Genomic DNA, 20057 nt, shown 5'->3' on the forward strand with positions numbered 1-20057 from the left:
CGCACGCCACCCAGTGCCCGCCGATGCGCGGGAGCGGCTGGCCGTCGTCGAGGAAGTCGACGACCAGCGCCGCCGTCGCCCGCTTGGTCCCGGCGAGCACCAGGCCGATCAGCTCGTCGGCCAGCGCGGCGCCGTCGCCGAACCGCTCGACCGCGGGTTCCTCGAGCGGCGGGGCGGGCAGGGTGGCGGCGTAGGCGCGGTACATCGCGAGCGCGGCGGTGCGGTCCGGGTCGCCCGGCTGATCGGTGGCCACGCCGGTAGTTTGCAGGGCATGCCGCTGCGTGCCCGCACCCTGCTCGGTCCCGGCCCGTCCAACCCCTACCCGGAGGCCACCGCCGCGCTCGGCCTGCCGCTGCTCGGGCACCTCGACCCGCTGTTCCTGCAGGTGCTGGACGAGACGTCCGACCGGCTGCGCCAGGTGTTCGGCACGGACAACCGCCGCACGCTCCCGCTCTCGGCCACCGGCTCCGCGGGCATGGAGGCGGCGTTCGTCAACACCGTGGGCCCCGGTGACGTCGTCGTCGTCGCGGTGAACGGCCTGTTCGGGCAGCGGATGACCGACGTCGCCGCCCGGTGCGGGGCCGAGGTCGTCGCGGTCGAGCACGAGTGGGGGCAGCCGGTCGACGCCGAGCGGGTGCTGGCCGCGCACCCGGCGCCGAAGCTCATCGCCGCCGTGCACGCCGAGACCTCCACCGGGGTGCGCTCGGACCTCGAGCCGCTCGCCGCCGGGAAGGGCGACGCCCTGCTCCTGGCCGACTGCGTCACCTCGCTGGGCGGGATCCCGGTGCGGCTGGACGAGTGGGGCGTGGACCTGGCCTACTCGGGCTCGCAGAAGTGCCTGGGCGTGCCCCCGGGGCTCGCGCCGTTCACCATCTCCGACCGCGCCTGGGAGCGGCGGGTCGAGAAGCCGCAGAGCTGGTACCTCGACCTGGGCATGCTCGGCGGCTACGCCGGGGAGGCCGCCGGCTCCGGTGGCCGCACGTACCACCACACCGCCCCGACCGGGATGGTGGTGTCGCTGCACGCCGGGCTGGGACGGATCCTCGAGGAGGGCCTGGAGGCCGTGCACGCCCGGCACGCCGAGGCCGGGCGGCTGCTGCACGAGGGGCTGGCCGAGCTCGGGCTGGAGCTCTTCGCCGCCGAGGGCCACCGGCTGCCGGAGCTGACCACGGTGGAGGTGCCCGAGGGCGTGGACTCCGCCGCGGTGCGCAAGGAGCTGCTGGAACGCTACGACCTGGAGATCGGCGGGGGAGTGGGTGCCTACGCCGCGACGGTGTGGCGGATCGGGCTCATGGGGCCCAACGCCGCCCCGGACCGGGTGGCGCTCGTGCTCGCGGCCCTGCGGGACGTGCTCGGCCGCTGATCGACCCCCGCGGCGGGCGGCCCCGCGGCGCTCGCGGGCGTGCCAGACTGCGGCGTGCTGCCCAGCACGCGCTACGCCCGCAGCGGGGAGCTGTCCATCGCCTACCAGGTGGTCGGGGACGGCCCGCTGGACCTCGTCGCCGCCCCGGGGTTCATCTCGCACCTGGACTGGAACTGGCAGGAGCCCTCGCTGCGGCGCTTCCTGCAGCGGCTCGCGGAGTTCAGCCGGCTGATCCTCTTCGACAAGCGCGGCACCGGGCTGTCCGACCCGGTGCCCGGTCCGGCGACGCTCGAGGAGCGCACCGACGACCTGCGCGCCGTCATGGACGCGGCCGGTTCGGAGCAGGCCGCGCTGCTGGGGGTCTCCGAGGGCGGCGCCATGGCCATGCTGTTCGCCGCCCAGCACCCCGAGCGCACCCGGGCGCTGGTGCTGTACGGGGCCTACCCGCGCATCGTCGAGGCGCCCGACTTCCCCGCCGGGCTGCAGCCGGAGGTCATGGCGGCCCTGCTCACCGGCATGGTCGAGCACTGGGGCGAGGGGGTGGGGCTCGGCGCGTGGGCGCCCGAGCGCCGGCACGACACCGCGCTGCGCGCCTGGTGGGGCACGCTCCAGCGCATGGGGGCCAGCCCCGGCATGGCGCGGCGCATGTTCGAGCTCTACCCGCAGATCGACCTGCGCGACGTGCTGCCCGCGATCCGGGTGCCCACGCTCGTCCTGCACCGGCGCGGTGACCGGATGATCCCCGTCGGGATCGGGCGCTACCTGGCCGAGCGCATCCCCGGCGCCCGCCTCGTGGAGCTGGACGGCGCCGACCACCTCTTCTTCCTCGGCGACACCGAGACACCGCTGGCCGAGATCGAGGAGTTCCTCACCGGCAGCCGCCCCGCCCCGCCCGCCGTCAGCACCGTCCTGGCCACCGTGCTCTTCGCCGACGTCGCCGGCTCGACGGAGCTGGTCGCGCGGGTGGGCGACGCCGCGTGGGCGGGGATCCGCGAGCGGTTCCTGGCGCTGGCGCGCGGCGAGCTGGCCCGCTTCGGCGGGGTGGAGGTCGACGTGGCCGGCGACGGCCTGCTCGCCACCTTCGACGGCCCGGCCCGCGCGATCCGCTGCGCGCTGGCCGTCCAGGACTCCGCCGGTGCCGCGGGCGTGCGGCTGCGGGTGGGCGTCCACGCCGGCGAGGTGCAGCGGCTCGACGGCGGGCACATCGCCGGGCTGGCCGTGCACATCGGTGCCCGGGTGATGGCCGAGGCCGAGCCCGGCGAGGTCCTGGTCTCCGGGACCGTCAAGGACCTCGTGGTGGGATCCGGGCTCGGCTTCGCCTACCGGGGGGTGCGGACCCTGCGCGGGGTCCCGGGCAGCTGGCCGCTGTTCGCCGTCTCGACCTAGCTAGCCGTCCAGGCGGGCCAGCTGCTCTGGGGACAGGGTCAGCCCGGCCGCGGCCACCGAGTCCTGCACCGAGGCGACCCGCGACGCGCCCGGGATGGGGACGACGGTGTCGCTCTGCGCCAGGTGCCAGGCGAGGGTCACCTGGTACACCGAGACCCCGAGCTCGTCGGCCACCTGGGCGAAGGCCGGCGCGGTCGAGCCCAGCGACCCCGCCGAGGTCACCCCGCCGAACGGGCTCCACGGCAGGAAGGCCAGCCCGTGGCCCGCGCAGTGCGCCAGCTCGTCGGCCGAGTGCCGCCAGCCGGGGGAGAACTGGTTCTGCACGCTCACCAGCGCGTCGCCCACGATCGAGCGGGCGACGTCGATCTGGGCGATGTCGGCGTTGGAGATCCCCACCATGCGCACCAGCCCGTCGTCGGCGAGCTGCCGCAGCGCGCCCATGGACTCGTCCCACGGCGTCGCCGGGTCGGGCCGGTGGAACTGGTAGAGGCCGATGGCGTCCACGCCGAGCCGCCGCAGCGAGCCCTCGCAGGCCCGCCGCAGGTAGGCCGGCGACCCGTCGAGCTCCCAGTCGGTGCCGCGCCGGGTGTGCCCGCCCTTGGTCGCGACCAGCACCGCGGAGGTGTCGCCCCCGTAGCCGGCCAGCGCCCGGGCCACGAGCTCCTCGTTGTGCCCGAACTCCGACTCGTCGCGGGCGTAGGCGTCGGCGGTGTCGATCAGGGTGACCCCCGCGTCCAGCGCGGCGTGCACCACGGCGACGGCGTCCTCCTGCGAGGGGCGCTCGTCCTTCGTGGACAGGGGCATGGCGCCCAGCCCGATGGCGCCCACGGTCACGTCTCCGATGCGTCGCTGCTGCATGGGCCCTGTCGTGCCCCGCGGGTAGCGTTCCCACCCGTGAGTTCGCTGTTCGACCCCGCACCCGGCGAGGAAGGCGCGCCGGCCGTCGACCCGGGCGCCCCGCTCGCGGTGCGGATGCGCCCGCGCTCGCTGGACGAGGTCGTCGGGCAGCAGCACCTCCTGGGCGACCGCGCGCCGCTGCGCCGGCTGGTCGAGTCCGACGAGCCGATGTCGCTGGTGCTCTACGGTCCGCCCGGCACCGGCAAGACCACCCTCGCGCACGTCATCTCGCTGGCCACCAAGCGGCAGTTCGTGCAGCTGTCGGCGCTGGACTCCGGGGTGAAGGAGGTCCGCGCGGTCATCCAGAGCGCCAAGCGCGAGCTCACCTACGCCGGCCGGCGCACCGTGCTGTTCATCGACGAGGTCCACCGCTTCTCCAAGACCCAGCAGGACAGCCTGCTCTCCGCGGTGGAGGACCGGATCGTCAGCCTGATCGCCGCCACCACCGAGAACCCGTTCTTCTCCGTGGTCAGCCCGCTGCTCTCCCGCAGCCTGGTGCTGGCGCTGCAGCCGCTCACCGACGACGACGTCCGCCGGCTGCTGCACCGGGCGCTGACCAGCGACCGCGGGCTGGACGGTGCGGTGACGCTCGCCGCGGAGGCGGAGGAGCACCTGGTGCGGATCGCCGGCGGCGACGGGCGCAAGGCGCTCACGGCGCTGGAGTCCGGGGCCGGCGCGGCCCGCGCGGTCGGCGCCACCGAGATCGACCTCGCCACGCTGGAGACGGCGGTGGCGCAGGCGGCGGTCCGCTACGACCGCCAGGGCGACCAGCACTACGACGTCGCCAGCGCGCTGATCAAGAGCATCCGGGGCAGCGACGTCGACGCCGCGCTGCACTACCTGGCCCGCATGGTGGAGGCGGGGGAGGACCCGCGGTTCATCGCCCGGCGGCTGGTGATCAGCGCCAGCGAGGACATCGGCATGGCGGACCCGACCGCGCTGACCACGGCGGTCGCCGCGATGCAGGCGGTGCAGTTCATCGGCATGCCCGAGGGCCACTTCCCGCTCGCCCAGGCCGTCGTCCACCTGGCCACGGCACCCAAGTCGAACGCGGTCACGGTCGCGATGGGCGAGTCGGTGGCCGACGTCCGCGCGGGACTGGCCGGCCCGGTGCCGCCCGGGCTGCGCGACGCGCACTACGCCGGGGCCAAGAAGCTCGGCCACGGCAAGACCTACGCCTATCCCCACGCCCACCCCGACGGCATCGTGGCCCAGCAGTACCCGCCGGACGCGCTGGTGGGCAGGGACTACTACCGCCCGACCAACCGCGGCGTCGAGGGGCGGCTGGGCGAGCGGCTGGCGAAGCTGCGCGCGATCGTCCGCCGGACCCGCTGACCCGGCGGCGGGGCACGGACGGTCCGGCGGCCCCGCGACTAGTGTGACGGGGCCGGAACGTCGCCTCCCGGCGCCGTACCACCCGAGAACAGGAGCACGCGTGTCCGTAGGAGAGATCGCCGGGCTGATCGCAGCCGGGGCCCTGGTGCTGCTGGTCGTGCTCGTGGCCGTCCCGCTGCTCAAGCTCGGCCGGACGCTCGACGAGACGACCCTGACCATCCGCCAGGTCCGCGAGCAGAGCGCGCCGATCCTGAGCCAGGCCGGCACCACGGTCGCGCATGTGAACAGCAACCTGGAGCGGGTCGACGACATCACCGGCAACGCGGCCCACGTCTCCAGCAACGTCGCGGCGCTGACCAGCGTCGTCGCCGCCACCCTGGGCAGCCCGCTGATCAAGGTGGCCGCCTTCAGCTACGGCGTCCGCAGCGCCGCCAAGAAGAAGCGGGAGGGCCAGGCGATCGCCGAGGCCGCCCGCCGCGACAAGGAGGCGCGCCGCGCGCGCCGGGCCGCCCGGCGGGCCGCCTGATGCGCCGGCTGTTCTGGCTCGCGATGGGCATCACCATCGGCGCCCTCGTCGTCCGCAAGCTCTCCGCCGCCGCCGAGAAGATGACGCCGGCCGGCATCGGGGCCTCCATCGCCGACGGGCTGCGCGACCTCGCCGACGCCATCGGTGACTTCGGCGCCGACGTCCGCGAGGCCATGACCGAGCGGGAGCAGGAGCTGCGCGCCGGCACCGGCCTCGACGCGCCGCTGCCGGACCCGTCCCAGGTGGAGTTCCCCGGCCGCCGCGGCGGCGCGCACGCCGCCGACCTCTGACCCACCGGCCCGCGCCGCACGCGCACCGGGCCCCGCAGAACTGAGTTGAGATGCAGACCGCCGAGATCCGCCGCCGCTTCCTGGAGCACTTCGCCTCCCGCGGCCACACCGTCGTCCCCAGCGCCTCGCTGGTGTCGCCCGACCCCTCGCTGCTGTTCACCGTCGCCGGCATGGTGCCCTTCATCCCGTACCTCACCGGCCGGGAGCCCGCGCCCTTCCCGCGGGCCACGAGCGTCCAGAAGTGCGTGCGGACCCTCGACATCGAGGAGGTGGGCAAGACCACCCGGCACGGCACGTTCTTCCAGATGAACGGCAACTTCTCCTTCGGCGACTACTTCAAGGAGGGGGCGATCCAGCACGCCTGGGACCTGATCACCGGGCGGTTGGAGGACGGCGGGCTGGGCTTCGACCCCGACCGCATCTGGGTGACGGTCTACCTCGACGACGACGAGGCCGCCGACGCCTGGCACCGCATCGCCGGGCTGCCGGTCGAGCGGATCCAGCGACTGGGCAAGAAGGACAACTACTGGCACACCGGGGCGGCCGGCCCGGGCGGCCCCTGCTCGGAGATCTACTTCGACCGCGGCCCGCAGTACGGCCCCGACGGCGGCCCGCTGGTCGACACCGCCGGCGACCGGTTCCTGGAGATCTGGAACCTGGTCTTCATGCAGTACGAGCTCACCGACGTCCGGAGCAAGGAGGAGTTCACGGTCGTCGGCGAGCTGCCGAACAAGAACATCGACACCGGCATGGGCCTGGAGCGGGTGGCCTTCCTGCTGCAGGGCGTCGACAACATGTACGAGATCGACGAGGTCGCCCCGGTGCTGCGCCGGGCCGCCGAGCTCGCCGGGGTCACCTACGGCAAGGACGCCGAGGCGGACGTGCGGCTGCGGGTCGTGGCCGACCACGTGCGCAGCGGGCTGATGCTCATCGGTGACGGCGTCGCACCCGGCAACGAGGGCCGCGGCTACATCCTGCGCCGGCTGCTGCGCCGCGCGGTCCGCTCCATGAAGCTGCTCGGCGTCGACGAGGCCACCCTGCCCGAGCTGCTGCCGGTGTCCAGGGACGCCATGAAGGCCAGCTACCCGGAGCTGGAGACCGACTTCGCGCGCATCTCCTCGGTCGCCTACGCCGAGGAGGAGGCGTTCCGCCGCACCCTCACCTCCGGCACGGCGCTGTTCGACACGGCGGTGCGGCAGGCCAAGCAGGCCGGTGCCCCGAAGCTCTCCGGCGAGCAGGCGTTCTCCCTCCACGACACCTACGGCTTCCCCATCGACGTCACCCTCGAGATGGCCGCCGAGCAGGGCGTCACCGTCGACGAGGCGGGCTTCCGGGCCCTGATGCAGGAGCAGCGCGACCGCGCCCGCGCCGACGCCCGCGCCAAGCGCACCGGGTCGGTCGACGTCCTGGCCTACCGGCGGCTGCTCGCCGAGCACGGCCCCACCGACTGGCGGGCCTACGAGACCCTGCGCACCGACTCGCGCGTGCTGGGCGTCGTCGCCGAGGGCGAGGACGAGGGCGACCGCCCGGCCGGGCCGGGCGAGATCACCCGTGTGGTGCTGGACCGCACGCCGTTCTACGCCGAGTCCGGCGGCCAGGTGGCCGATGCGGGCCTGCTCACCTGGGACGGCGGCCGTGCCGAGGTGATCGACGTGCAGCGCCCGGTCAAGGGCCTGGTCGCCCACCAGGTGCGGGTGCTCGAGGGCGAGCTCCGAGCCGGTGCCGAGCTCACCGCCGAGGTGGACCGCGAGTGGCGGCTGTCGGCCTGCCAGGCGCACTCGGGCACCCACGTGGTGCACGCCGCGCTGCGCCAGGTCCTCGGCCCGCAGGCGTTGCAGTCGGGCTCCTACAACCGGCCGGGCTACCTGCGGCTGGACTTCGCCTGGCAGGGCGCGCTCACCGCGCAGCAGCGCGCCGACATCGAGGACGTCGCCAACGCCGCCGTCCGCGCCGACCACCGGGTCACCGCCTCCTGGATGACGCTGCCCGAGGCGCAGGCCTTCGGCGCGCTCGCGCTGTTCGGCGAGACCTACGGCGAGCAGGTGCGCGTCGTGGAGATCGGCGGCCCGTGGTCGCGCGAGCTCTGCGGTGGCACCCACGTGCGCGGCAGCGCGCAGATCGGCACGCTGGCGCTCACCGGGGAGTCCTCGGTGGGCTCCGGCTCCCGGCGCGTCGAGGCCGTCGTGGGGCTCGAGGGCTTCCGGTACCTGGCGCGCGAGCGCGACCTGGTGCGCCAGCTCGCCGAGATCCTCAAGTCGCCGCAGGACGGCCTGGTCGAGCGGGTCAGCGGCATGGTGTCGCGGCTGCGCGACCTGGACCGCGAGCTGGCCGACCTGCGCGCGCAGCAGACGCTGGCGGCCGCCGGCGAGCTCGCGGCGGCGGCGGCGGACGTCGGCGGCGTCGCCGTCGTCACCGGGTCCCCGGCCGGTCTGGGCGGCGGCGACCTGCGCACGCTGGCGCTCGACGTCCGCGGCCGCCTCGGCGCCGACCGGCCGGCCGTCGTGCTGCTGGCGTCGGAGTCCGGTGGCAAGGTGGCGCTGGTGGCGGCGCTGAACCCGGCCGCCGTCGCCCGGGGGCTGTCGGCCAACGACGTCCTCAAGGCGGCCTCGGCACCCGTCGGTGGCCGCGGTGGCGGCAAGTCCGACGTCGCCCAGGGAGGCGGAACCGATCCCGCGGGAATCCCCGCGGCACTGCAGGCCGGCGAGCAGGCGGTCGCGACCGCCACGGGAAGGTGACCAACGTGCCCGACACCGAGTACAACCCCGAGGACACCGGTCCGGTCGGTGGCCGGCGGCGCGACCTGCCGGCGGTGCCGCCGGCGCGCCCGCGCCCGTCCACGGGCGAGCAGCCGACGTACCACCCGACGACCGAGATCGACCTGAGCCAGGGCTTCCCGCCGGTCACGCACGAGACCACCGAGATCGACCTGTCCGGCGGCTGGCCGGAGCACCTCCAGGTGCCCCCGCGCCGCCCCGGCGCCGGTCCCGCGCGGGGCCGGGTGCTGGGCGTCGACGTCGGCACGGTGCGGGTCGGTCTGGCGCTGTCGGACCCGACCGGCACCCTCGCCAGCCCGCTGGAGACCCTCCGCCGCGCCAGGGACGGGGCCGACCTGGACCGCCTGGCCGCCCTGGTGGTGGAGCACGAGGTGTCAGAGGTGGTCGTGGGGGAGCCGGTGCACCTGTCCGGTGCCGCCGGTGCCTCGGCGCAGGATGCTGCCGATTACGCACAGGAACTGGCCGACCGGATCCCGGACGTGCCGGTGAACCTGATCGACGAGAGGCTCTCGACCGTGACCGCAGCCAGCCACCTCCGGGACGGCGGCATCGACAGCCGTCGGCAGCGCGCGGTGATCGACCAGGCGGCCGCCGTGGTCATCCTGCAGCAGTACCTGGACAGCCGGAAGGCCCCCTCGTGACCGCGCCCGGCGGGCCACGGCGGGGGAGGCACGCGTTCGACGACGGAACCGGTGGCATGCCGGCGCCGTTCCCGACCGGCTTCGGCGCCCCCGCCGGTGGTTTCCCGCCGGGCCCGACCGGCGGCCACCTCCCGGTCGCCCGGCACGCCGGCGGGGACGACCCCGTCCCCGGCCGCCAGCACCCCTCGGCCCCGCTGCCGCCGATGCCGGCCGGCGCGTGGAACCGGTTGCGGCCGCGCGAGGACGACATGGACGACGACGCGACCGTCGCCGCCCCCCGGCTCTCCGGCCCGCGCGACGACGCGACCGAGGAGCCGCCGGCCGAGCCCGCCGCGGACGACCCGACCGGCGGGCTCGACGTCATCGGCGCGAACGTCGACGACGACCGGCCGCGGCGACGGGGCCTGCGCCGGCGCCGGGACGACGACGCCCCCGGGGCCGTCGCCGACGACGAGACGGTCGCGCTCCACCCGCAGGACGACCTGGACCGGCACGGGGACCCCGACGACGGCGGCCTGCTGCACGACGACGAGATCCCGGTCGCCCCCTACGACCCGCGCTCGGACCCGCAGCGCCGCCGCCGGCGCCGCCGCCCCCTGGCGATCGGGCTGGCCCTGCTGATCCTCGGCGGGATGGTCGTCGGCATCGTCCTCGCCGGGCAGCGGCTGCTCGGGATGCTCGACCCGGAGGCCCGGGACTACCCGGGCCCCGGCACCGGCAGCGTCGACGTCCGGGTGCAGCAGGGCGACACGCTCACCGACATCGCCCGCACCCTGGCCGACGCCGACGTCATCGCCTCCACAGGTCCCTTCGTGGATGCCGCCCAGGACGAACCCGCGGCCACCGGCATCCAGCCCGGCGTCTACTCGCTGCGGCTGCAGATGAGCGGGCAGGGCGCCCTGGAGCTGCTGCTGGACCCGGCCTCCCGCCAGGTCTCGCGGGTGACCGTGCCCGAGGGCTTCACCGTGGACCAGGTCCTCGCCCGGCTCGCCGAGCAGACCGGCACGCCGCTGGCGGAGCTCGAGGCGGCGGCCGATCCCGCCGCGCTGCCGCTGCCCCCGTACGCGGGTGGGCAGCTCGAGGGCTACCTCTTCCCGGCGACCTACGACTTCGAGCCCGGCACCACCCCGCAGCAGATGCTGCAGCGCATGGTCGAGACCTTCGACGAGGTCGCCGCCCGGCTGCAGCTGGAGGAGCGGGCCGCCGCCCTCGGGCGCACGCCCGGCGAGGTGGTCACCATCGCCTCGATGATCCAGTCGGAGACCCGGCTCGACGAGGAGCGGCCCGACGTCGCCCAGGTCATCTACAACCGGCTGGACGCCGGCATCGCGCTGGGCATCGACGCGACGCTGGCCTACGGCCTGGACAAGAGCGGCAACGAGCTGACCGTCACCGACCTGCAGAGCGACGACCCGTACAACACGCGGAACCGGCGCGGCCTGCCCCCGACCCCGATCAGCTCGCCGGGCGAGGCGAGCCTGGAGGCGGCGCTGGCCCCCAGCACCGGTGACCTCCTGTACTACGTGCTCGAGTCGCAGGACGGGGCGCACTTCTTCACCAGCGACTACGCCGAGTTCCAGCAGGCCCGCCAGCGGTGCGCCGACGCCGGCCTCGGGTGCGGTGGCTGAGCGGCCGCAGCGGGCAGCGGTCCTCGGGCGGCCGGTGAGCCACTCGCTCTCCCCGCTGCTGCACCGTGCCGCCTACGCGGCGCTGGGGCTCACCGGGTGGAGCTACGACGCCCTCGACGTGGGGGCCGAGGACCTGCCGGTGCTGCTGGCCGGGCTCGGCGAGGAGTGGCGCGGCTTCTCGGTGACGATGCCCTGCAAGCAGGCCGCGGTCGCGGTCGCCGACGTGGTGGAGCCCCTCCCGCGGCTGCTCGGAGCGGCCAACACCCTCGTCCGCACCCCGGCCGGCTGGCGGGCCGAGAACACCGACGTCGCCGGCGTGGGCACCGCGCTGCAGGTGGCCGGCGTCGACGACGTGCGGCACGCGGCGCTGCTCGGCGCCGGGGGGACGGCGGCGGCCGCGGCGGTGGCGCTGGCCTCGCTGGGCGCCGAGCGGGTCGACGTCGTCGTGCGCGAGCCGGCCCGGGCCGGTGACGTGGTGCGGGTCCTGGAGACCCTCGGCGTGACGGCGCGGGTGCTGCCCCTGGCCGGGACGCTGGTCGAGGCGCCCGTCGTGGTCAGCACCGTCCCGGTGGCGGGCCAGCCGGCCGTCGCGGCCCTGCAGTGGCACGGCGGCCAGACCGTGCTCGACGTCCTCTACGCACCCTGGCCCACCCCGCTGGCCGAGCGGGTCTCCGCCGCCGGCGGCGCGGTGATCAGCGGGCTGGAGGTCCTGTTCTGGCAGGCCACCGCGCAGGTGGAGCTCATGACCGGGCAGCCGGCGCCCATCGGCGCCATGCGCGCCGCGCTCGACGCCCGCTGAGCCGACCGCCGTGGAGGTGTCCGACGCCGTCCTCGCCGGCGCCGCGGTGGTCGCCGGGTCGGTCCTCGGGCCCGTCCTGGCGCGGGGCACCGTCCGCCTGGCCGCCCGGGACGACGCCGCCACCCCGTCGCCGGCCCGGGTGGCGCTGACCGCGGCGCTCACGGCGGGGGCGCTGGCCGCTGCGGTGCTGCTCGGAGGGCCCCGCCCCGCGACGCTGGCGCTGGCCTGGGCCGCGGGCGCGGCGGTCGTGCTGGGCGGCGTCGACCTGGCGGCGCACCGGCTGCCCGACCGCGTCCTCCTCCCCGCCGCCGTCGTCTGCGGAGCAGCCCTGCTCGCCGACGCCGCGGTGCTGGGCACCTGGCCGGCGCTGCTCCGGGCCCTCGGGGCGGGCGCCGCCGCCCTGCTCCTCTCGGGAGCCGCGCGGCTGGCCGCGCCCGCGGGCCTGGGGTTCGGCGACGTCAAGCTGCTCGGGTTGCTGGGGATGGTGCTCGGCTGGGCGGGCTGGGGCGTGCTGCTCGCCGGTCTCTTCCTCGGCCTGGTCGCCGGGGCACTGGTCTCGCTGGTGCTGGTGGCGACCGGGCGGGCGGGCTGGCGCAGCACCGTGCCGTTCGGCCCACCGCTGCTGGCCGGCGCCGCCCTGGCCCTGGCGCTCGGCGGGCTGCCACCCGCCGGGTGAGGGACCCCGTCCTCCGCACCCCCCGCAGGCTCGGGGCGCGCCTCGGGACGGAGCCCGGGTAAGGCACAATGCGCTGCATGTTGCGCTGGCTGACCGCCGGTGAGTCGCACGGCCAGCAGCTCACCGCCATCCTCGAGGGCCTCCCGGCCGGGGTCGAGGTGCAGACGGCCGACCTCGACCTGCAGCTCGCCCGCCGCCGGCTGGGCCACGGGCGGGGTGCCCGGATGTCCTTCGAGCAGGACGTCGTCACCCTCACCGGCGGGGTCCGCCACGGCCGCACCCAGGGCGGGCCGATCGCGGTGCAGGTGGGCAACACCGAGTGGCCGAAGTGGCAGACGGTCATGTCCGCCGACCCGGTCGACGCCGAGGTCCTCGCCGGGCAGGCGCGCAACGCGCCGCTGACCCGCCCGCGGCCCGGTCACGCCGACCTCGCCGGCATGCAGAAGTACGGCTTCGACGACGCCCGGCCGGTGCTCGAGCGGGCCAGCGCCCGCGAGACCGCCGCCCGGGTCGCCCTCGGCGCCATCGCCCAGGCGTTCCTGCGGCAGGCGCTCGGGGTGTCGGTCGTGAGCCACGTGGTGGGCATCGGGCCGGTGGCCGCGCCCGACGGGCTGGTGCCCGGGCCCGACGACAACCCGCGGCTGGACGAGGACCCGGTGCGCTGCGCCGACCCCGCCACCAGCGAGCGGATGACCGCCGAGATCGACGACGCCCGCAAGAACGGGGACACCCTCGGCGGCGTCATCGAGGTCGTCGTCCACGGGCTGCCGCCCGGTCTGGGCAGCCACGTGCACTGGGACCGGCGCCTGGACGCCCGGCTGGCCGCCGCCCTCATGGGGGTGCAGTCGGTCAAGGCCGTGGAGGTCGGCGACGGGCTGGAGACCGCCCGCCGCCGCGGCTCGGTGGCCCACGACGAGATCGTCCTGGCCGACGACGGCCGGCGGGTGCAGCGGCTCACCGACCGGGCCGGGGGCATCGAGGGCGGCATGACCAACGGCGAGGTGCTGCGCGTCCGCGCCGCCATGAAGCCGATCAGCACCGTCCCCCGCGCGCTGCAGACCGTCGACGTCGCCACCGGGGAGGCCGCCGTCGCCATCAACCAGCGCAGCGACGCGTGCGCCGTGCCGCGCGGCAGCGTCGTCATGGAGGCGATGGTGGCGCTCGTGCTGGCCGACGCCGCGCTGGAGAAGTTCGGCGGCGACTCGGTCGCCGAGACCCGGCGCAACGCGCAGGCCTACCTCGACGCCCTGCGCTACCGGTGAGCCGTCCGGCCCTGGTCCTCGTCGGCCCGCCCGCCTCGGGGAAGACGACGGTCGGCACGGCGGTCGCCGCCGCGCGGGGGCTCGCCTTCCGCGACACCGACCGCGACGTCGAGGAGTCCACCGGGTCGACCGTCGCCGACCTGTTCGTCCAGCACGGCGAGCCGCACTTCCGCGCGCTGGAGGAGCAGGCGGTCGCCCGGGCGCTCGGCGAGCACCCGGGGGTGCTCGCGCTGGGCGGGGGCGCGGTGACCAGCGCCGCGACCCGTGAGCTGCTCGTGGCCCACGGCCGGGCCGGCGGGGCCGTCGTCTGGCTCGACGTCGACGTCGCCTCCGCCGCCCGCCGGGTCGGGCTGTCCCGCGACCGCCCGCTGCTGGCCGTCAACCCGCGCGCGATGCTGCGCGCCATGCTCGAACAGCGCGCCCCGCTCTACACGGAGGTGGCCACGCACCGCGTCGCCACCGCGGGGCGCCCGCCGGAGGAGGTCGTCGCCGAGGTGCTCGCCGTCCTGGACCCGGAGGGGGGCCGGTGACCCGCCGCGTCCCCGTCGCGGGGGAGCGGCCCTACGAGGTCGTCATCGGCCCCGGCGCCCAGGCGGAGCTCGCGCTCGTCCTGGCCGGCACCCCCAAGGTGGCCGTGGTGCACGCCCCACCGCTCGCCGCCGCCGCCGGCGCCGCCGTGGAGACGCTGCAGACCGCCGGCGTCGCGGCCGAGGCGGTCGTGGTCCCGGACGGCGAGGCGGCCAAGACCGCGCAGGTGGCCGCCGAGGTGTGGGACGAGTTCGGCCGGCTGGGCCTGACCCGGTCCGATGCCGTCGTGGGGCTCGGCGGTGGCGCGGTCACCGACCTCGCCGGCTTCCTGGCCGCCACCTGGACGCGCGGCATCCGCGTCGTCCAGGTGCCCACCAGCCTGCTCGGCATGGTCGACGCCGCCGTCGGCGGGAAGACGGGCATCAACACCGCCGCCGGCAAGAACCTGGTCGGCGCGTTCCACCCGCCCGCCGGCGTGCTCGCCGACACCGATCTGCTGGCCGGGCTGCCCGACGCGGAGTTCCGTGCCGGGCTGGCCGAGGTCGTCAAGTGCGGCTTCATCGCCGACGGCCGGATCCTCGAGCTGCTGGCCGCCGACCCCACGGGGCGCCGCGACACCGAGGAGCTCATCGAGCGCGCGGTGCGGGTGAAGGCCGCGGCGGTGGGGGAGGACCTGCTGGACACCGGCGTCCGGGAGTTCCTCAACTACGGCCACACCCTCGGGCACGCGGTCGAGCGGGTCGAGGACTTCGGCTGGCGCCACGGCGAGGCGGTCGCCGTCGGACTGGTGTTCGCCGCCGAGCTGGCGGGGCAGGCCGGGCTGCTCACCCGCGCGGAGGTCGACCGGCACCGCGAGCTGCTCACCGCCATGGGGCTGCCCACCACCTACGCCGGCGACTGGGCCCGGCTGCAGGAGGTCATGCGCGTGGACAAGAAGGCCCGCGGCGCCTCGCTGCGGTTCGTCGTCCTCGACGGGCTGGGCAACCCCCGCATCCTGACCGATCCCGACCAGGCCTGGCTCGACGCGGCCTGGGCCGCCGTCTCCGGAGACGACTCATGACGATCCACGTGCTCAACGGCGCGAACCTCGGCCGGCTCGGCACCCGCGAGCCCGAGATCTACGGCACCACCACCTACGACCAGCTGGTCGAGCTGGTGGAGACGGCCGCCCGGGAGCTCGGCGTCAAGGTGCTGGTGCGCCAGACCGACGACGAGGGCCAGCTGCTGCGCTGGGTCCACGAGGCGACCGACGCCGGCGCCCCCGTCGTGATCAACCCCGGGGGGTGGACGCACACGTCCGTCGTCCTGCACGACGCCCTCGCCGCGGTCACGGCCCCGGTGGTGGAGGTGCACATCAGCAACATCCACCGCCGCGAGGAGTTCCGGCGGCACTCCTACGTCTCGCGGGTGGCCGACGGCACGATCGCCGGCCTCGGCGTGCACGGCTACGTGCTGGCGCTGCAGTGGATGACGCTGCGGGGTGTCTCGTGAGCCGCGCCCGTGAGCGGCGCGAGGTGCTCCGGGCCACCGCCGCGGAGCGCGGGCTGGACTCCGTGCTGGTCACCGACCTGCTCAACGTCCGGTACCTCACCGGGTTCACCGGTTCCAACGGCGCCCTGCTGCTGCGGGTCGACGGCCGCGACCTGTTCGGCACCGACGGCCGCTACACCACCCAGGCCGGCGTGCAGGTGCCCGACGTGGAGCTGCTCGTCGACCGGGCCACCGTGCCCGCGCTGGCCCGGGAGGCGGTGCGCCGCGGTTCGGGGCGGATCGGCTACGAGTCCCACGACCTCACCGTCGACGGGCTGCACGGGCTGGAGCGGGTGCTCGCCGACGCCGCCGCGGGCGGGCCCGTCCCGGAGCTGGCGTCGGTGCGCCGGGCGGTCGAGGCCCAGCGCGCGGTGAAGGACGCCGACGAGGTCGAGTCGCTGCGCCGGGCGTGCGCCGTCGCCGACCAGGCGCTGGCCGAGCTCGCCGCCGAGGGCGCGCTGCGCCCGGGCCGCACCGAGCTGGAGGTGGGCCGCGAGCTGGACGCCCGGATGCTGGCACTGGGTGCCGAGGCGCCGTCGTTCGAGACGATCGTGGCCACCGGGGCGAACTCGGCCATCCCGCACCACCGGCCCGACCGCACCGAGCTGCGCCCCGGGGACTTCCTCAAGCTCGACTTCGGCGCCACCGTCGAGGGCTACCACTCCGACATGACCCGCACCCTGGTGCTGGGCCGGGCGGCGGACTGGCAGCGGGAGGTCTACGCCCTGGTGGCGGAGTCCCAGGCGGCCGGCCGGGCGGCGCTCGCGGTGGGGGCCGACGTCGTCGCCGTCGACGCCGCCGCGCGCGACGTGATCGTCGCGGCCGGGCACGGCGAGCACTTCACCCACGGCCTCGGGCACGGCGTGGGCCTGGAGATCCACGAGGCGCCGGGCATCGGCCAGCAGGGCGCGGGTACTCTGGCCGCCGGTATGGCCGTCACCGTGGAGCCGGGCGTGTACCTGCCCGGCCACGGCGGTGTCCGGATCGAGGACACCCTGATCGTCACCGACGACGCGCCCGAGTTGTTGACCCTCACGAGCAAGGAACTGCTGGTCCTCTAGATGGCTACCACCAACGACCTGAAGAACGGCATCGTCCTCAACCTGGACGGGCAGCTCTGGACCGTCACCGACTTCCAGCACGTCAAGCCCGGCAAGGGCGGGGCGTTCGTGCGCACGACGCTGAAGAACGTGCTGTCGGGCAAGGTCGTCGACAAGACCTTCAACGCGGGCACCAAGGTGGAGACCGCCACCGTGGACAAGCGGTCGATGACCTACCTGTACAAGGAGGGCACCGACTTCGTCTTCATGGACGGCGACACGTTCGAGCAGATCTACGTGCCGGCCGAGACCGTGGGCGACGGCGCCAACTACCTGCTCGACAACACCGAGGTCATCGTCGCGGTGCACGAGGGCACCCCGCTGTACGTCGAGCTGCCGGTGACCATGGAGCTCGTCGTCGAGCACACCGACCCGGGCCTGCAGGGCGACCGCTCCACCGGTGGCACCAAGCCCGCGACGCTGGAGACCGGCGCGCAGATCCAGGTGCCGCTGTTCATCAGCACCGGTGAGAAGCTCAAGGTCGACACCCGCGACGGCCGGTACCTCGGCCGCGTCAACTGACCGCGAGCTGACTCCGTGGCTGCGCGGACCAAGGCGCGCAAGCGCGCCGTCGACGTCCTCTACGAGGCCGACGTGCGGGGCCGGGAGCGGGTGGAGCTGCTCCGCGAGCGGGTCGCCGACGGCAACCCGCCGATCCCCGACCACGCCATCCGCCTCGTCGAGGGTGTCGCCGAGCACGGGGCGCGCATCGACGAGCTGATCGAGACGCACACCGCCGGCTGGTCGCTGCAGCGGCTGCCCGACGTGGACCGCGCGATCCTGCGCATGGCGACCTTCGAGCTGCTCTGGGTGGACGACGTGCCCGACGCCGTCGTCATCGACGAGGCGGTGGAGCTCGCCCGCGCGATCTCCACCGACGAGTCGCCCCGGTACGTCAACGGCGTCCTCGGCGCCATCCTCGCCGCCGAGGTCCCCACCGCCTGACCGGCGGCGCCGCCAGGTCTGGGGGTGGCCCCACCCCCTCCCGAGGGGGTCGCCCGGACGGCGGGATGCAGCACCATCGCCGGTGGTCGACCGGTCCCGGCGGGCACGCGCCGTCGGGGTCCGGAGGGGCGGAGGCCCCGACCACCGGAGTGCGAGGAGCGCCAGGTGCAGCAACCCCGTGCCCACCGTCGTCGGTGGAGGGCCGCAGCCGCCGGGACGGCGGTCGCCCTGGTCGCGCCGGTCCTCGCCGGCACGGTGCCGGCGTCGGCGTCCCTCACCGGGCCGGGTGTCGGGCCCGGCAAGAACATCACCGTCTTCCACAACCTCGACTTCGTCGGGGTCTTCGGCTACGGCACGATCGGCCAGACCATCCGGGTGGAGGTCCTCCGCGACGGCGCGCTCATCGGCGTCGCCCAGGGCCCCGCCTGGGGCACCGACGAGGGCGTCGGGCTGGAGGTCAACCACGGCGTCGAGACGGGGACGCCCTTCCCGGGGGACTGCTGGGCCGGCGGCACCCCCGACATCAGGCCCGGCGACCGGGTCGTGGTGTACGCGGGGAAGGCCCGCAACGAGGTGACGGTCGACGACATCCGCTGGACCGGCGCTCCGCAGTCGGCGGACGAGGACGGGGACGGTACGGCCGACTCCGTCGTCGTCCACGGTGTCGCCCGGCGTTTCGACGGCACCGTCATCCCACCGGCGGAGCTCGACTCCGGCGAGTTCCGCAACGAGAGCGGCAAGTACCGCGCCACCCCGGACACCATCGAGGCCGACCCCGGGGTGCACGGCGGCTTCGTCGTGCGGTACCGGGCGCCCTACCCCGGCTTCCGCAACAGCGACGGCCTGAGCGAGGCGCAGCGGCGGCAGGCGCTGCTGACCGAGGACGGGCACGCGATCGGGTTCGGCCACACCGAGCCGTTGCCGCGGGAGTCCATGCTCGTGGACGGCCTGGCGGACGTGACCGGCCCCGCGCCCGGCTGCGAGGGCTTCAGCCAGGACCTGCTGCCTCCCCGGGCGGTCACCCTGACCCCGGCCCCCGACAGCCGCGACGTGGGCCGGCTGACCAACGTCGCCGTCGCGTTCGACGAGCCGGTCACCGGGCTCAGCGCCTCGACCTTCACGCTGACCGCATCCGACGGGACGGCGGTGGCCGCGGGCGTCTCCTACAACCGGACCACCGGCGTGGCCACCCTCAACCCGTACCCGGGCACCACCGACCCCCTGGCCGCGGGTACCCGCTACACCGCCACCGTCAGCGAGGCGGTCACCGACGCCGCGGGGAACCCGCCGGCGACGACCAGCTGGTCGTTCGTCACCAGCGGCGAGGGTCCGGACAACGACCGCACCGCGCCCACGGTCACCAGCCGGTCACCCCAGCCGGACGCGACCGGGGTGGCCCGGGGCGCGAACGTGCTGGTCGGCATGAGCGAGGCCGTCGCGAGACCCGACCCGGCATCGGTCTGGCTGGAGGCGCCGGACGGCTCGAAGGTCCCCGCGGCGGTCAACTACAACGCGACGACCAGGACGGTGATCGTCAACCCGGATGCCGACCTCGCTGCCGGCACCGCCCACAGGGTCGTGCTGACCGAGGGCGTCGTGGACCTGGCCGGCAACCCGCTGGCGCCGACGAGCTGGACGTTCACCACGAGCGGCACGGCGTCCGGGGACACCGTGCCGCCGACGGTCACCGCCCAGTCGCCCGCGGCGGGCGCGACGGGGGTGGCCCGGGGCGCGAACGTGCTGGTCGGCATGAGCGAGCCGGTCGTCAGGCCGGCTGCGTCGGCGGTGTGGCTGGAGGCGGCGGACGGCTCGCGGGTCCCCGCGGCGGTCAACTACAACGGGACGACCAGGACGGTGATCGTCAACCCGGATGCCGATCTGGCCGCCGGCACCTACACGGTCGTGCTGACCGAGGGTGTCGTGGACCTGGCCGGCAACCCGCTGGCGCCGACGAGCTGGACGTTCACCGTCGGGACGGCGCCGTCGGACACGGTCGCGCCGACGGTCACCAGCCGCGCGCCGGAACCCGACGCCACCGGCGTGGGCCGGGCGGCCAACGTGTTCATCACCTTCAGCGAGCCGATGCGCAAGCCCGACGCGTCCGTCGTGTGGCTCGAGGCGCCGGACGGTTCGACGGTCCCGGCGACGGTGAACTACAACGCCACCAGCAGCACCGTGATCCTCAACCCCACCGCGGACCTCGCGGCGGGCGCGACGTACACGGTGGTCCTGACCGCCGGGGTCGCGGATGTCGCGGGCCTGCCCGTCGCCCCCGAGCGGTGGGCCTTCACCACCCGTTGAGCCCGGCAGCAGGGTGACCCCGGGGTGGGGAGCGACCCCGGGGTCACCCTGCTGCCGGGCTCAACGGGTGGTGAAG

20 protein-coding genes are annotated in these 20057 nt (G+C 75.5%); 18 read left to right on the top strand and 2 right to left on the bottom strand.

The window, feature by feature from the left end; genetic code table 11:
• A partial coding sequence (locus E9565_RS17590; RefSeq protein WP_236836120.1) for a hypothetical protein occupies nucleotides 1–253 on the bottom strand: 253 nt, incomplete at its 3' end.
• A gap of 18 nt (nucleotides 254–271) precedes the next feature.
• Between E9565_RS17590 and E9565_RS17595 the strand changes: the two genes are divergently transcribed.
• Both E9565_RS17595 and E9565_RS17600 read left to right on the top strand, forming a co-directional pair.
• The gene (locus tag E9565_RS17595; protein WP_236826897.1) at nucleotides 272–1363 is read left to right on the top strand and encodes an alanine--glyoxylate aminotransferase family protein; all 1092 of its coding nucleotides are present in this window, start codon (nucleotides 272–274) and stop codon (nucleotides 1361–1363) included.
• A 54-nt stretch (nucleotides 1364–1417) separates the two neighbouring features.
• Nucleotides 1418–2749 (top strand): adenylate/guanylate cyclase domain-containing protein, encoded by a 1332-nt coding sequence (locus E9565_RS17600; RefSeq protein WP_236836122.1) that lies wholly within the window; start codon nucleotides 1418–1420, stop codon nucleotides 2747–2749.
• Here the strand turns inward: E9565_RS17600 and E9565_RS17605 are convergent, their stop codons facing one another.
• Nucleotides 2750–3607, bottom strand: coding sequence for an aldo/keto reductase (locus E9565_RS17605; RefSeq protein WP_236836124.1), 858 nt, complete (start codon nucleotides 3605–3607; stop codon nucleotides 2750–2752).
• A gap of 36 nt (nucleotides 3608–3643) precedes the next feature.
• Here E9565_RS17605 and E9565_RS17610 point away from each other — a divergent pair, with 36 nt between their 5' ends.
• The 16 genes from E9565_RS17610 to E9565_RS23380 all read left to right on the top strand — a co-directional run bounded on the left by E9565_RS17610 (nucleotide 3644) and on the right by E9565_RS23380 (nucleotide 19981).
• The gene (locus E9565_RS17610) at nucleotides 3644–4981 is read left to right on the top strand and encodes a replication-associated recombination protein A (protein WP_236826894.1); all 1338 of its coding nucleotides are present in this window, start codon (nucleotides 3644–3646) and stop codon (nucleotides 4979–4981) included.
• 100 nt (nucleotides 4982–5081) lie between these two features.
• The gene (locus E9565_RS17615) at nucleotides 5082–5507 is read left to right on the top strand and encodes a DUF948 domain-containing protein (protein ID WP_236836126.1); all 426 of its coding nucleotides are present in this window, start codon (nucleotides 5082–5084) and stop codon (nucleotides 5505–5507) included.
• Nucleotides 5507–5797: a hypothetical protein gene (locus tag E9565_RS17620; protein WP_236836127.1), complete on the top strand. Its 291-nt coding sequence runs from the start codon at nucleotides 5507–5509 to the stop codon at nucleotides 5795–5797. Before E9565_RS17615 ends, E9565_RS17620 begins: the two co-directional genes overlap by 1 nt.
• A 50-nt stretch (nucleotides 5798–5847) precedes the next feature.
• Nucleotides 5848–8532 carry an alanine--tRNA ligase gene (gene alaS / locus E9565_RS17625; protein WP_236826891.1) on the top strand — a complete coding sequence of 895 codons (2685 nt, stop codon included), beginning with the start codon at nucleotides 5848–5850 and terminating at the stop codon, nucleotides 8530–8532.
• A 5-nt stretch (nucleotides 8533–8537) separates the two neighbouring features.
• Nucleotides 8538–9212, top strand: a complete 675-nt coding sequence (gene ruvX / locus E9565_RS17630) for a Holliday junction resolvase RuvX (protein ID WP_236836130.1) — start codon at nucleotides 8538–8540, stop codon at nucleotides 9210–9212.
• A 56-nt stretch (nucleotides 9213–9268) separates the two neighbouring features.
• Nucleotides 9269–10840 (top strand): endolytic transglycosylase MltG, encoded by a 1572-nt coding sequence (gene mltG / locus E9565_RS17635; RefSeq protein WP_236836131.1) that lies wholly within the window; start codon nucleotides 9269–9271, stop codon nucleotides 10838–10840.
• The gene (locus E9565_RS17640) at nucleotides 10833–11639 is read left to right on the top strand and encodes a shikimate dehydrogenase (RefSeq protein ID WP_236826888.1); all 807 of its coding nucleotides are present in this window, start codon (nucleotides 10833–10835) and stop codon (nucleotides 11637–11639) included. The genes mltG and E9565_RS17640 overlap by 8 nt, the downstream gene beginning before the upstream one ends.
• 10 nt (nucleotides 11640–11649) lie before the next feature.
• The gene (locus tag E9565_RS17645) at nucleotides 11650–12315 is read left to right on the top strand and encodes a prepilin peptidase (RefSeq protein ID WP_236836133.1); all 666 of its coding nucleotides are present in this window, start codon (nucleotides 11650–11652) and stop codon (nucleotides 12313–12315) included.
• 77 nt (nucleotides 12316–12392) lie between these two features.
• Nucleotides 12393–13577, top strand: coding sequence for a chorismate synthase (gene aroC, locus E9565_RS17650; protein WP_236826886.1), 1185 nt, complete (start codon nucleotides 12393–12395; stop codon nucleotides 13575–13577).
• Nucleotides 13574–14107: a shikimate kinase gene (locus tag E9565_RS17655; RefSeq protein ID WP_236826885.1), complete on the top strand. Its 534-nt coding sequence runs from the start codon at nucleotides 13574–13576 to the stop codon at nucleotides 14105–14107. The genes aroC and E9565_RS17655 overlap by 4 nt, the downstream gene beginning before the upstream one ends.
• Nucleotides 14104–15165: a 3-dehydroquinate synthase gene (gene aroB, locus E9565_RS17660; protein ID WP_236826884.1), complete on the top strand. Its 1062-nt coding sequence runs from the start codon at nucleotides 14104–14106 to the stop codon at nucleotides 15163–15165. Before E9565_RS17655 ends, aroB begins: the two co-directional genes overlap by 4 nt.
• Entirely contained in the window at nucleotides 15162–15596 is a 435-nt protein-coding gene (aroQ, locus tag E9565_RS17665) for a type II 3-dehydroquinate dehydratase (protein WP_236836136.1), read from the top strand. Before aroB ends, aroQ begins: the two co-directional genes overlap by 4 nt.
• Nucleotides 15593–16696, top strand: a complete 1104-nt coding sequence (locus E9565_RS23375) for a Xaa-Pro peptidase family protein (RefSeq protein ID WP_236836138.1) — start codon at nucleotides 15593–15595, stop codon at nucleotides 16694–16696. The genes aroQ and E9565_RS23375 overlap by 4 nt, the downstream gene beginning before the upstream one ends.
• A complete protein-coding gene (gene efp, locus E9565_RS17675; protein WP_236826881.1) occupies nucleotides 16697–17257 on the top strand; it encodes an elongation factor P in 561 nt (186 codons plus the stop codon).
• A 15-nt stretch (nucleotides 17258–17272) separates the two neighbouring features.
• On the top strand, nucleotides 17273–17680 hold the full coding sequence (gene nusB, locus E9565_RS17680; protein ID WP_236826880.1) for a transcription antitermination factor NusB: 408 nt from the start codon (nucleotides 17273–17275) through the stop codon (nucleotides 17678–17680).
• A gap of 165 nt (nucleotides 17681–17845) precedes the next feature.
• Nucleotides 17846–19981 (top strand): Ig-like domain-containing protein, encoded by a 2136-nt coding sequence (locus tag E9565_RS23380; protein WP_236836140.1) that lies wholly within the window; start codon nucleotides 17846–17848, stop codon nucleotides 19979–19981.
• Nucleotides 19982–20057: the final 76 nt, after the last annotated feature.

This window comes from Blastococcus sp. KM273129, from assembly GCF_021698995.1.
In the GTDB taxonomy this organism is placed as follows: domain Bacteria; phylum Actinomycetota; class Actinomycetes; order Mycobacteriales; family Geodermatophilaceae; genus Blastococcus.